The sequence below is a fragment of the Variovorax sp. 10N432 genome (assembly GCF_056394465.1).
Genome location: NZ_JBFTHX010000002.1, coordinates 140,960 through 153,358 on the forward strand (window position 1 = coordinate 140,960; position 12,399 = coordinate 153,358).

Annotated in this window: 9 protein-coding genes; 4 read left to right on the forward strand and 5 right to left on the reverse strand. The window is 67.5% G+C overall.

The annotated features are described in order from the left end of the window. Window positions 1–5: 5 nt before the first annotated feature. On the forward strand, window positions 6–728 hold the full coding sequence (locus tag AC1DF3_RS02925; RefSeq protein WP_286535302.1) for a Crp/Fnr family transcriptional regulator: 723 nt from the start codon (window positions 6–8) through the stop codon (window positions 726–728). A 221-nt stretch (window positions 729–949) separates the two neighbouring features. On the opposite strand, the gene AC1DF3_RS02930 is transcribed toward AC1DF3_RS02925, so the two are convergent. After that, window positions 950–3,148 carry an LTA synthase family protein gene (locus AC1DF3_RS02930; protein ID WP_478138776.1) on the reverse strand — a complete coding sequence of 733 codons (2,199 nt, stop codon included), beginning with the start codon at window positions 3,146–3,148 and terminating at the stop codon, window positions 950–952. 402 nt (window positions 3,149–3,550) lie between these two features. Between AC1DF3_RS02930 and AC1DF3_RS02935 the strand changes: the two genes are divergently transcribed. Beyond that, window positions 3,551–5,191: an alkaline phosphatase family protein gene (locus AC1DF3_RS02935; RefSeq protein WP_286535299.1), complete on the forward strand. Its 1,641-nt coding sequence runs from the start codon at window positions 3,551–3,553 to the stop codon at window positions 5,189–5,191. 156 nt (window positions 5,192–5,347) lie between these two features. Here the strand turns inward: AC1DF3_RS02935 and AC1DF3_RS02940 are convergent, their stop codons facing one another. Next, window positions 5,348–5,632 (reverse strand): hypothetical protein, encoded by a 285-nt coding sequence (locus tag AC1DF3_RS02940; protein WP_286535298.1) that lies wholly within the window; start codon window positions 5,630–5,632, stop codon window positions 5,348–5,350. A 10-nt stretch (window positions 5,633–5,642) separates the two neighbouring features. Continuing rightward, on the reverse strand, window positions 5,643–7,007 hold the full coding sequence (locus tag AC1DF3_RS02945) for an esterase/lipase family protein (protein ID WP_286535297.1): 1,365 nt from the start codon (window positions 7,005–7,007) through the stop codon (window positions 5,643–5,645). A gap of 221 nt (window positions 7,008–7,228) precedes the next feature. On the opposite strand from AC1DF3_RS02945, the gene AC1DF3_RS02950 reads away from it, so the two are divergent. After that, the gene (locus AC1DF3_RS02950; RefSeq protein WP_286535296.1) at window positions 7,229–9,511 is read left to right on the forward strand and encodes a toll/interleukin-1 receptor domain-containing protein; all 2,283 of its coding nucleotides are present in this window, start codon (window positions 7,229–7,231) and stop codon (window positions 9,509–9,511) included. A gap of 69 nt (window positions 9,512–9,580) precedes the next feature. After that, on the forward strand, window positions 9,581–10,165 hold the full coding sequence (locus AC1DF3_RS02955; RefSeq protein WP_478138777.1) for a hypothetical protein: 585 nt from the start codon (window positions 9,581–9,583) through the stop codon (window positions 10,163–10,165). Here the strand turns inward: AC1DF3_RS02955 and AC1DF3_RS02960 are convergent. Together AC1DF3_RS02960 and AC1DF3_RS02965 are read right to left on the reverse strand one after the other, a co-directional pair. Beyond that, the gene (locus AC1DF3_RS02960; RefSeq protein WP_478138778.1) at window positions 10,162–11,340 is read right to left on the reverse strand and encodes a DUF3095 family protein; all 1,179 of its coding nucleotides are present in this window, start codon (window positions 11,338–11,340) and stop codon (window positions 10,162–10,164) included. The genes AC1DF3_RS02955 and AC1DF3_RS02960 overlap by 4 nt on opposite strands. A gap of 58 nt (window positions 11,341–11,398) precedes the next feature. Next, complete coding sequence (locus tag AC1DF3_RS02965; RefSeq protein ID WP_286535293.1) at window positions 11,399–12,382, reverse strand: Bug family tripartite tricarboxylate transporter substrate binding protein; 984 nt, start codon at window positions 12,380–12,382, stop codon at window positions 11,399–11,401. Window positions 12,383–12,399 lie beyond the last annotated feature (17 nt).

The window sequence follows — 12,399 nt, forward strand, 5'->3', positions numbered from 1 at the left end:
CGCCCATGCCCCACAAGCCGCACCATCAGAGACAACACGAGTCCCTTTCCCTCTCCATCCCGGGCCTGCTCGAAGTCTCGGGCTGGTTCGCCGAGCTCGATGCCGACGCCCAGGCCCGGGTGCTGGACGAGATGCGCGAGGAGCACGTGGCGGCCGGCGCGGCGCTGTGCCGGCGCGGCGAGACCCCGCTGCACTGGTACGGCACGCTCGAAGGCCTGCTCAAGTGGTCGATCACCTCGGACGACGGCCGCTCGGTGACCTTCGGCGGCCTGTCGGTGGGCAGCTGGTTCGGCGAGGGCACGCTGCTGCGCGCGGTGCCGCGCACGGCCGACATCATCGCGCTGCGCGACAGCCGGGTGGCGGTGCTGCCGATCGAGACCTTCGAGTGGCTGCACCGCACGCAGCTGAGCTTCAACCACTTCCTGCTGGTGCAGATCAACGAGCGGCTGCACTGGTTCATGGGCAACTACGCAGCCCAGCGCCTGCTGGACGCCGACAGCCAGGTGGCCAGGGCGATCGCGGGGCTGTTCCACCCCTGGCTGCATCCGCTGGGGCAGGCGCACCTGGAGACGTCGCAGGAGGAGATCGCCAATCTTTCCGGGCTGTCGCGGCAGCGCTGCAACGCGGCCTTGAACCGGCTGCGGGCGGCGGGGCTGCTGCAGATCGAGTATGGGGGGATCACCGTGGTCGACCTGGAAGGGCTGCGGCGGTTCGTGGACCAGATCTGAGCGGCCGGAAGGCTCAGGCTGTCGGCTCGGCCCGCCGATTCAGCGGCCGGATGACCGCCTCGTAGGCGGCGTTGCCGTCGGGGATCAGCTACGCCGAACTGCTGGCGCAGGTCGAAGCCATGGCCGGCTACCTGCAGCAGGCCTGCGGCGTCGCGCCCACGGATCGCGTGATCGCGACGACGGCAGCAGAGGCGAGCGCAAGCGTCCGAAAGGCGTCTGCGTCAATCCGCGGCAGGATCTTCCATCTTCCAGGAGCGTCGCACGCGATAACTTGCCGAAGGTACGCCGTACATCGCCAAGGCTGTGTCAATTTTCCATCGCAGCAACTGCGTTCGAATTTCATTGCGCTCCAGGGTGCTGGCCTGCAAAGGGCGTGCCTCGCCGGGATCGCTGGCAAGGTCGTAGATCTCCAGAGGGCTGCGGTCGTAGTCGTAGATGTACTTGCGCGGTCCCTTCCGCATTGCGAGAAAGGACCAGTCAATGCTGCTGCTGAAGAAGAGGGCGCGTGAGGCGTCGACGTCGGCCAGCAGAGAGATGCCAGGCAACTCCGCATCCACGACGCGATAGCCGAGCAAATCCGCAAGCGTCGGAAGAATGTCGATCTGCTGCCTGGGTCCGCTCACCTTGACGCCCTCCTTGATGAGGCCCGGTGCGTAAATGACGGCCGGAACATGAATGCCGTCCTGATAGATGGCATTGAACGTCTGCTTGAGGCCGTGCTCGCCAAACATCTGACCGTGGTCTCCGAGAATCACGAATATCGTGTTGTCCAGGAGGCCCAGGCGCTCATATCCCGTGACCAGCGTTTCGAGCACGCTGTCGATGTAACGCAAGCAGTTGTAGTAGTCGTTCAGTATCGGCTTGGTGACGTTCGGGAAATCGATTTTCTTCCAGGAGTCTGGCGTCTCATAGGCGTGATGGCCCACGTTGGTCATGTAGACGGTCAACGAGGGTTTCCCATTCCGACTTTGTGAGGACGCCCACTCCAGGAGGGGCTCGACGATCAAATCGTCTGCCACCCCAAGGTAGTTGGCCTTCTCCACGCCTGGGCGGAGGATGTCCTTCATTGTCGAGACCCGGTCGAATCCCATGGCTTCGATGACGTATGAGTCATCCAGCAAATCGAGATGTGTGGGCGTGAAGAACGCGGTGGAATAGCCAATCTCGCCCATCGCACTCACCAGGCTGCGGGTTTTCCGGGGTCGCTCCGCCTTGGCATTCTCCTTGGCCCAGACATGCGTTTCCTCATTCGTCAGCGGATACAGGCCGGTCAGGATCGCATGCCATGCCGCGGTCGTGCGTGGGATGACCGCGTTCATGTCGTCGATCCACATCCCGGAGTTCGCGAGTTTCTGCAGATAGGGCATGGTTGCCAGTTCCGAGCGATGCATCGTGGTCGATGACGCACGTATCGATTCCATCATCACGATCACGACATTCGCCGCGCGGGCCCGGTCCGTGGGCTCGAGAGCCATCTCTGTGTTGTGCCAGCGAGCGTTTCCAGTTCTTTGGTAGGCGAGTTGCGCCTCGTCCCGCAATTCATCGGACAGGCTCGGAAGCGCGCTCTTGTAGAGGGCGTGCAACGTCCCTTCCGTATGCCGCTCGGCCTCCACGAAGCCCAGTGCAGGCACCGGAGCAACCCATGCCGCGAGGCCGAGCGCCCCGCCCAGCGTGGCAGCAGAAAGCTTCGGGACGCGCTGCAATGACGCGCTCGCCAGCCAGCGCCAATGCCATCCCCACCACATTGCCAATACGCTGCCTCCAATCAGCGCAAAGACCCTGAAGGGTGTGGTTTCCGCTCTCACCATTGGCAGGAATTCCATTGGATGCCGGGCTCCAAGGAGCACGACCCGAAAGCTCAGTGGTTGACCCGTTGCAAGCTCGTAGGTCCATTCGATGCCGACCGCGAGACAGATCAGGACAGAACCCCATTGCACGGAACGGACGATGAACCACCGCGCGGACGCCGGCGTGACTGCCAGCAGCGTCGAGATGCCCATGGCTAGAAGCGCCACGCAGACCGCGTCTCGCCAAAGGCACACCAGGAGCATCCACCCGAGTGGTGCGGCGCCCTCGAGCCAGTGCGACAGGGTGGCCAGCGGACTGTCGCGGTGCGCGACAGAGACGCCAAGAACTGCCAGGACAATGATCGACACGCCGATCAGCGGCGCCGTCCAGCGGCGGCCTGGGAAAACGATGCGTTGAATCAGATACCCGGCGAACAGCGCGAACACCAGCCGGAACAGTTTGAGGCTGGAGAGCCAGCGCACTGTCGAAACGAAATCATCCGAATCAGGCATGCTCCCCGCCCACGCCGAGGCGGACAGGACCTTGCTGCTCTTGTCAAAGAGCAGCCATAGAGCCAAGGGTGCCAGGATCACCCAGCCGACCGACCAGACATTGATGATGGTTGGAGGCACGGGGCTCCCATCTCTTCTTTGCATTTCGTTTCTCCATATTCTTTTTGTTACATTTTAGTGACAATAAGCTGGTGAAACGCTTCGGGGGCTCGATATGGCCGTCCACATCCCCAAATGAGGGGATATTCCGGCAAGGATCGGGCATTTTTGGTCGCGCTGGTCTGCGAAGGCGGTCGCCGCTCACAGGCGTTTCGCCGGGGTTTCATGCATGCATACGCGGTGCCGGATCGATCAATTGATCAGCATCTCACTAGCCGCCTCGAAGACCCACGTACGTGGATTACGTGCGCGCTGGGATTGTCAAACGGCGCAACGAAGCTAGTCTTTCGCGCTGCGACCCGACCGATCGCCGCGGCGTGCGCGGCAATGTCCGGGTCGATGTTCAGGCCAGCGGGATAAGCCATGACAACACGGCGCAAGGTGATCGAGATCGTCGGTGCGGCAGCCGCCAGCGTTGCCTTTCCCGAGATCACTCGGGCTCAACGGTCCCGCAACGACCGGGGCAAGGCGCTCGACCACGTGGTCGTGCTCATGTTCGAGAACCGCTCGTTCGACAACCTGCTCGGCCGCCTCTATGCGCCGGGCGAAGTCAAGTCGTTCGAGGGCGTGATCGGCAAGGATCTCAAGAACCCGATTCCGGAATGGGCCGAGCAAGGCGCCGAGCGCAAGTTCGTGCCCTACGGCGTGTCGCCCACGATGAACACGCCGCAACCGGATCCTGGCGAGGAGTATCCGCACATCAACACGGATCTGTTCGGGACGCTGGATCCGAAGAACCGTTTCATGCCGCTGGAGCGCATGGTGGCGCCGTACAACGCGCCGAGTGATCCGCGCCAGCAGCCGACGATGGACGGGTTCGTCATGGACTACATCAGCGCCTTCACGGCCGAGATGAAGCGGCAGCCCACCTACGACGAGTACGCCCGGATCATGACGGGGTACACGCCGGAGCAGATGCCGGTGACCTCGGCGCTGGCGCGTGGCTTCGCTGTTTTCGACCACTGGTTCTGTGAAGTGCCGTCGCAGACGTTCACCAACCGATCCTTCTTCCATGCGGGGACGGCTTCGGGGTTCGTCGTCAACATGTCTCCTCCGGATTCCTTTCCCCTTCGCAACAAGGCCGAGACGCTGTTCGAACGCCTGGAGGCCAAGGGGCTGACATGGCGCGTGTATTGCGACTCGCCGAGCCCGGCCTCCTTCACCGGGATCATTCACGCCTCACGCTTGCGCATCCGCTTCGCAACCAACTTCTCGACCGTCGCCGATTTTCTCGATGACGCCAGGAGAGGCCGCCTGCCGACCTACTCGTTCATCGAGCCGAACCTGTGGCACGGCCACAATGACATGCACCCGCCGATCTCGGCGCTGCTTCACGGCGTGCCGTACGACCCGCCGTCATCGCTTCTGGGCGGCGACGCGCTGCTCGCGTCGGTCTACGACGCAGTTCGTTCTTCGTCGTCGCCGCGCGGATCGAACTACCTCAATACATTCCTGCTGGTCACCTTCGACGAATCGGGTGGAACCTACGATCATGTCCCGCCCCCGCCCGCCGTGCCGCCGACCCGCTCGGCACCTGCCGGCCAGATGGGGTTCACGTTCAATCGGTCAGGCGCGCGGGTGCCTGCGATCGCGGTCTCGGCATGGGTTCCCGAGCGCACCGTGGTCAATGACGAATACCGCCACACCGCATTGATCCAGACCCTGCGCAAGCGGTGGTCGCTCGGGCGCCCTCTCACCGCACGCGACGCCTCGGCACCGGACCTCGCGCCCGTTCTTTCGCTCGACCAGCCGAGGGCACCGGAACAATGGCCTGAGGTCACGCCAAGGCCGGTTCCGAAGTTCGATGTCGCCTTGCTTCCACCCGATCTGCCGCTGTCGCCGCTCGGCAAGGCGCTGGTGCACAGCATGCTGGCATTCGAGAAAGCCCTGGGCGCCGCGGTGCCCCCCGTCTCGCCGGACGCCAATCTCACCGGCGCAGAGGCCATCGCGATGCTTCGCGACGACGCCTTCAAGCTCTTTCCGGGATTGCGGACCACGTCCTGAGACAGGCCGCGGTCCGCAAGCCCTGCAGGGCCCTCGAGCTGCAGACGTTCTCGAAGTCGGAGAATGTCGCCAAGGAACTGCGCAAGCTGACCTTCGAGGACCTGGCGCAGGGTCGGGATCGCTCACGCCGTGCCAGCGGGGCGGCGCGGCGACGTTTCACCGTCCCTTTTTTCCGGGAGCGCGGTGCTCGAAGGCCGCGGCCTCCGGCTGCCGCCCCTCTCCAATGTCGATCATGATGCGTCGCGACAGCATGCGCAGCCAGGCGGGCTTCGCCTGAGACACGTACTTCAGCAGGCGCTCCCTGTTCTCCGGAGTGGGCTCGTAGTGTCTGAACATGGATTGCGCATTCCGGATGAACCTGAGCGCGTCCGCCGACGTCGCGGCCGGCCTCACCCACGTCGTGTAGGGATCCGTCCGGGGGGCGATGGGCTTCCTTTTCATGGCGATCTCCTCAATTCAGCAGCAGTCCGGCCAGTGCGTCGCGCGTGGGCTTCTGGTTCATCATGAGCATGTGTTGGATCTTGTAGTCCTCGAGGGTGAAGACGTGGTCGCCCTGCTGCAGAAAGAGTTCCAGAAGGCGCGCCGAGTACGCCGGCTGGGTGCCGTCTCCAGGCACGCTGACGGCATCGACAATCGGTTGCGCCTCGTCAGCCCACCCCCACCAGACGGCGCCCCTCGTCCGGTCCGCGGGCCTCGGCTTGGGGAAGTGCACTTTCAGCTGGACACCCCGGACGTTAAAGAACTTGTCGTATGAATCGAGTGGCTGCGCCAACTCCACCACCAGCGCTTCCGCGGCGTCGAGCTCCACAGGGTCGAAGCCCGTGCTGCCCGGGTAGCGGTCCTCTCCATTCGGCCCCGGTTGCGGGTTGTAGGGGTCGGCCATGTTCCCCGTGGCCTTGTCCAGGCTGGGATAGCTCAGGAGCGGGAATTCAGTGTCGGCCAGGAAGTCATATTTGTGGTCGACAAAGGTCTGCTCGTTCAGGAACTGCCAGGCGTAGCAGGCAGGCAGCGCACAGACCGTCCGGATGATGGCGTCCCGGTAGATGTTGCCGGGACCGTTGAAGTACGAATCCCCTTCGAACCAGCGGTGGACCTGGCTGACATAGCCGTAGAACGGCGTGCCCACCGTGATGACGTGGCTGATGTGACTGCTGTCGACGATGTTGCGCAGGAGCCAGTTGACCACCATGCCGCCGGCGCTGTGGCCGACCAGCGAATAGTCGTCGAGCGGATCGGCGCCGCACTCGGCCTTCACTCGAGCCTGGAACTCCGGCAGGAACGTGTCCCTGAAGAACACGCCGGTCTCCTGCATCCTCCGGCGCCAGTCCCAGCCGAACACGAAGTAGTCGAGATGGTTGTCCTCGCACCATTGCAGGAAGTCGGCGTACGGCGAGATGCTCTTCAGGAAGTGCTCGATCGCCTCGGCGGGAGGAAAGGGGACCGGATCGAACGGAATCAGGGCGCCTTCGAGGTCGATGGCGTCGCAGGCGAGGACCAAGCGCTGTTCGGTGTCCTCGTAGTAGTCGATGCCGTTCTCAGGTTTTCGCGTCAGCGCCATGTCGCATGCGGTGCCGTCCAGGAAGCATTCGAGTGTGGGAAATATCGTTTCGTACTTGAGGTCCTGGTCCGCAGCAGCAGGGTCGTAAGGCGTCGTCGCACGGATCAACCGGCTGGCCATGCCGCCAGGGAACAGGAAGACCGTGCGCCGTCTGCCATTTGCCAGCCCCGGGTTGTTGTTGTACCGCTCGATGAATTTGTCGATCGCAGGCCCCAGCACCTTCATCTGTTCGTCGTCGCGGGCTGTTGCGTAGCTCATGGCGAATCCCTTCTCGTGGTCCGTGCATCCTCTCGAGCGATCGCGTTGCGCTCGGGGCGGCTCGGGCATCGTGGGCGCGCGCGGGCCGGGTGTCGTCCCCAGGAAGGGTGATGTCGATGCAGGGGCGACCGTGGCCGATCGCGACCTTTGATTGCCAGTGAAGCGGGAGCCGAGGCCGAGCGACGCGTGCGCCACCCGGCGCCTTCCGCCAGAATGCCCCCGTGAAGGACACGCCGGCCCCATCGCCTTCCCCGCAAGCCCCGAAGGCCTCGTTCGCCTCGCGACTTTTCGGCTACGACGTGTTCGTCTCCTTCGCGCTCGGCGGGCCGCCGCGCGGCACGCAGAGCTACGCATCGGACCTCGCCAGGAGGCTGCGCGAGCGGGACCTGAGCGTGTTCTTCAGCGAAGACGAGGCGCCGCCCGGCGAACCGCTGTCCGACACCTTGAGGCGGGCGCTGCTGCGCTCGAAGCTGCTGGTGGTCGTCGTCAACCGCGGCACGCTGGAGCAGCCGAACTGGGTGCGCACCGAGGTCGAGACCTTCAGGGCGCAGCGGCCGGGCCGGCCGGTGATCCCGGTCTGCCTCGACGGCAGCTTCCGCGACCCCGCGCTGTCCGATGCCGTGCAGCCGTGGCTGCAGCACGCCGGCAGCATCTGGCTCGATGAACAGTCCGATCCAGCGGCCCGAGGCTTGGCGACCGACCCGCTCGTGGCGCGGCTGCTCACGGCGCCGCGCAGGCTGACGGCGAACCGGCTGTGGCGTGCATTGGTCGCCGGGGTGGGGCTGGGCCTGGCCGTGCTGGCGGCCCTCGCGGCCTGGCAGGCCTTGGTCGCCGTGCGTGAGCGCGACCGGGCCAACGCGCTGCGCGACCAGGCGCTCTCGCGTCAACTCGCGGCGCAGTCGACGGCGTCGCTGGTGCGCGATCCGGTGCGCGCGCTGCTGCTGGCGGTGCAGTCGCAGGCGATCACGCGCACGCCCGCATCGGACGCCGCCCTGCTGGGCGCCATGTCGTCGTTGCCCGTCACGCGCCTGCAGCAGCACCAGGCGGCCTTCGCCGCCCTGGCGGTGAGCCCCCAGGGCGATGCGCTGGCGCTCGCCGACGCGCATGGCGCGGTGCTGCGGGGCGCGCTGGACCAGCATGCGGTCGAGACTGTCGTGGCGCCAAAGGTCGGCATCAACCTCTACGGTGCCGTCACGGCCATCGCCTTCGCGCCCGATGGCCAGGCCTGGGCGCATGCCGGGTCCAGCCGCGAGATCAGCGTGCACACGGGCACGGGCAGCAGCACCCTGCCGGATGGCGACAAGATCGGCGAGGCTACACCGAGCTTCGTTTTCGGCCTGGCATTCAGCCCGGACGGCACGACGCTGGCCGCCGTGTCCAGCAGCAGGTCGCTGCGGCTGCACGACCTCGCCAGCCGCAGCGCCCGGCTGCTGCTGAGCTCGACGGTCGACCTCGCGGCCGTGGCTTTCAGCCCTGACGGCCGCTGGGTCGTCGCAGGCGGCGACCAGGGCTACATGCAGGCCGTCGCCGTCGCGCCCGGCGCCGCCGCTCCCAGGTTCGCGACTACGGCCATCGGCACGGTGGCGGCGCTGGCGTTCGACGCCTCCGGCCGCTGGTTGTTCGCCGCCTCGCGCGGCGGACGCATCGAGGTCTTCGATGCCCGGAGCGGCGAGCGGGTCGCGACGCAGGACGTGCCCGGGCAAGGCGCGCTCGAGCGGATGGCGGTGTCCCCGGACGGCCGCTTCATCGCGACCGGCCACGGCAACGGCGCGGTGATGCGCTGGTCATGGGCGGCCGATGCGCAGCCATGGCCGGGGCAGGTGCTGCTGCGCCATGCGGGCGCCGTGCGCGGCCTGGCGTTCGCGGCCGACGGACGCACGCTGGTCTCGGCCGGCCAGGACGGCAGGCTGTTCGTGACGCTGCCGGTCGACCGCGGCCGCTGGCAGCCATGGACCGGGCCGGCGCCTGCGCCTCCGCGGTCCGAGGCGCGCGGCGTGCGCAGCCCGGACGGACGCTGGATCGTCTGGCCAGGCACCACGGCACCGGCGCCGTCGCCCTTCAACGTCGACACCAGCGGTCTTGCCAGCGTGGAAGTGCCGCGATTGACCGTGGTCCGCGCCAGCGATCGCCAGCCGGTCCTGGACGGCGCGGAGCTGCCGGGCGAGATGGGCGAATCGATCGCCGGAAACCCCGTGTTCGCGACCGACAGCACGCGGGTCGCGGTGCAGGTCGGCGGCCGGCTGCTGTTCTGGGACCTGCCCGCCGCCGCGCCGCTGGATACCGCGGTCGCGCTGCCGCCGGGCGCCCGGCTGCTCGGCGCGGCACCGGATGGCGCGGGCTGGATCGCCGGCACCGGTTCGCAGGCGGAGCAACGCTACGTGTTCGAGGCCGACGTCGGCCGATGGGCGCAAGTGGCTTGCCGACTCGCCGGACGCGCGTTGACGGTCGAGGAGTGGCGACGCTACGTCGGCGCCGAGCGGCCGTACGCGCCCCCGTGCGGCTAGACCTCGGCGAGTGACAGCCGCCCCTTCGCGTCTCAGAATTCGATGCCTGTCGGCCTTTCAGGAGGATCCATGAGCGACGAAGAGAAGCCCAGGCGCTGGTGGCAGACCCTGCCCGGTGTCATCACGAGCCTGACCGCGGCCGTGACCGCAGTGGCCGGGCTGATCGTCGCGGTCAGGCAGGCGGGCTGGATCGGGCCCCCGAGCCCGCCAGCCGCCACGCAGTCGTCGGCGCAGGTGCCAGCAGCCCCGCCTGTGCCCAGCGCGCCGCCGACCTCCGGCGCGGCCGCCCGCGCCGTCGAGCTCCCCGCCCTGCGCGACTACACGCTCGGCCCGGGCTCGGGCAACGTGACCTTCACGCTGCTGCAGGCCGAGCTGTCGCCCCAGACCGCCGAGCAGGAGGCGCTGACCATCCGGCTGCGCCTCACGAACCACGGCAACTACGACACGAACTTCTGGGACCGCTCGTTCCGATGGATCGTCGGCGGCGTGCCCATGGCGCCCGATGGCGGCCTGAACGAACTGGTGCCCGCGCGGTCGGCCAAGGAGGGCCGCGTGAAATTCGTGATTCCGCGTGGGAGCGCCGACGGCAAGCTCGAGATCAGCTATGGCGACGACCGCACCGAGATCCCGCTGGCGCTGGGCGCGGCGCGCTAGGGCTGCACGCCCTTGAGGCTCCTGGACGCGCTCGTATAGCCRCCGCCGCCGCCGTCGACGAAGTGCACGTGAAGGCTGTCGGCCGGCGAGGTCACCAGGCAGGTCATGAGCGCGGTGTCCGACAGATGGATGCCGTAGCGGATGCCGCCCGACAGTGCTTTCTCGGCCATGTACTTCCTGATCGGCTCGACCGCCGCCAGCGGACAGTCGATGACGAAGCACAGCGTTTCGTCGTGCCTGCAGAAGTCGGTATTGGTGACGATCTCGCGCCGATAGCGCTCGGGATCGAAGCCGCCGATGGGCTTGCCGCGCGCCAGGACGATCCGCGCCAGCAAGGTCTCTGCCAGCACCCGCGCGGTCCAGGCCAGCAGCGACCCTTTGCGTCGCCGCGCGCGCGCCTCGAGCATGAAGCCCTTCGGCGGCCAGCGCGCCCGCAGGGTGTTCAGGCTGACCGGGCGCGACTGGTCGTCCGGGCCGGCGAGTCGGAGGATGTCGGCATAGACCTCGCGCAGCCCGGCCCGGCCGCGCACGATCATGGTCAGCATCGTGCCGCGGGTCGAATGCAGGGTGCCCCACCGGCACGACAGGCCCTCCAGGTCGACCGGCTCGCCGTCGTCCAGCGATTCGGGGATGGCGGCGAGGCGGCCCAGCTCGGCATCTCCGTGCCCCCTGACCGCGGCTTCGAGAACGCCGACACCGCCGCCGAGGAAAACACCGAAACTGTTGCCCGGCGTCGGCTCGAACCGGCCCACCAGCACGTCGCAGCCGAAGCGGCGCAGGGTGTCGACCGGGACCAGGCCCGCGCGCAGCGTGAGGCCGAAATCGCGCGCCGCCTGCCCGCGGGCCCGCGCGAGCTCGACGCGGGCCCGCTCGATGCATGCCGGCGGCACCAGCACGACCGCCCCGTCGCCGCCGAACAGGAAAGGGATGCGGACGGGTGCGCAAAGATTGCGCAGGCCCGCGATGCCCATGGCCGCCACGAAATTGACCGTCTTGTGGAGCCCTCTGGCGATCGCACCCGTCGAGTCGACGATGTCGGTCACCGCGAGCGCCCAGTCGCCCGGTGCCGGCCGCCAGCCGTCCGGCTCGAAGGTGTCGCGTTCGTTGGCGAGCAGCGGCAGCTCCGCGAAGAAGCCGGCTGCAGGGGGCGATGGTTCGGCTGCGTCGGGGGGCATGGGAACCGGGTCGGAGTCGGGCTGCCCAGTGTAGCCATCGCAACCGGCGCCATCGCGCTCACTGCGGCTCGAGCCCTGCGCGCTTCATCATCGCCTCGGTCAGGGCGATCTCCTGCGTGAAGCCGCGCGCATAGGCCTCCGGGCCCTGGGGGCTGACCTGGCCGCCGCGTTCGACCAGCGCGAGCGCCACGGCCGGTTGCTTCAGCGCGCTCTCGAAGGCCGAACGGATCCGCGCGACGATGGCGTCCGGCGTGCCGGCCGGCACCGAGACGCCGCCCCAGGAGGTCAGGTCGACGCCGCGCACGCCCAACTCCGCGAGCGTGGGCACCTCCGGCAGCAGCGGATTGCGCGCGCTGCCCGCCACCGCCAGCGCCTTCAGCTTGCCGGCCTGGATCTGCGTGAAGGCGACCGAGAAGATCGGCGTGCCGAAGCTCACCTGGTTGCCGAGCACGGCGTTGACCAGCTCCGACGCACCCTTGTACGGCACGTGCGTGGCCTGGGCGTCGACCGCGTTCAGCAGCAGTTCGACGCCGAGGTGCGAGGGCGTGCCGACGCCCCCCGACGCATAGTTCAGCTTGCCGGGGTTGGCCCGGGCCCGCGCCACCAGATCGTCCAGCGTCCGGATGCCCGAGTCCGGGTTCACGATCAGCACGATGTCGGACGTGGTGAGCCGCATCACGTGCCGGAAGTCCTTCAGCGCGTCGTAGCCGGGCACCTTGTACATGCGCATGTTGGCGGCCATCGGGGCGGCCGAATAGATCCAGGTGTAGCCGTCGGGCGGCGACTTGGCCACCAGCCGGGCGCCGATGTTGCCGCCGGCGCCGGCCCGGTTCTCGATCACCACCGGCTGTCCGAGCAGCGGCGACACGGCTTCGGCCAGGATCCGTGCCGTGATGTCGGGGCCGGTGCCGGCCAGGTAGGGAAGCACCCACTTGATCGGTCGCGAGGGCCAGGGATCGGCCGCGAAGGCGGGCCAGGCGGCGGGCAGCAGGGCCGCGGCCGCCGCGCAGCCAAGCAGCCTGCGTCGTTGCAGGGGGTTCATCTCAGTCTCCTTTTTTG

Excerpts from the sequence above, each read along its gene's own strand:
- AC1DF3_RS02945 (WP_286535297.1), bottom strand. The coding sequence starts at position 7,007 with ATGAGCTACGCAACAGCCCGCGACGACGAACAGATGAAGGTGCTGGGG.
- AC1DF3_RS02965 (WP_286535293.1), bottom strand. The coding sequence starts at position 12,382 with ATGAACCCCCTGCAACGACGCAGGCTGCTTGGCTGCGCGGCGGCCGCG.
- AC1DF3_RS02925 (WP_286535302.1), top strand. The coding sequence starts at position 6 with ATGCCCCACAAGCCGCACCATCAGAGACAACACGAGTCCCTTTCCCTC.
- AC1DF3_RS02955 (WP_478138777.1), top strand. The coding sequence starts at position 9,581 with ATGAGCGACGAAGAGAAGCCCAGGCGCTGGTGGCAGACCCTGCCCGGT.
- AC1DF3_RS02940 (WP_286535298.1), bottom strand. The coding sequence starts at position 5,632 with ATGAAAAGGAAGCCCATCGCCCCCCGGACGGATCCCTACACGACGTGG.
- AC1DF3_RS02935 (WP_286535299.1), top strand. The coding sequence starts at position 3,551 with ATGACAACACGGCGCAAGGTGATCGAGATCGTCGGTGCGGCAGCCGCC.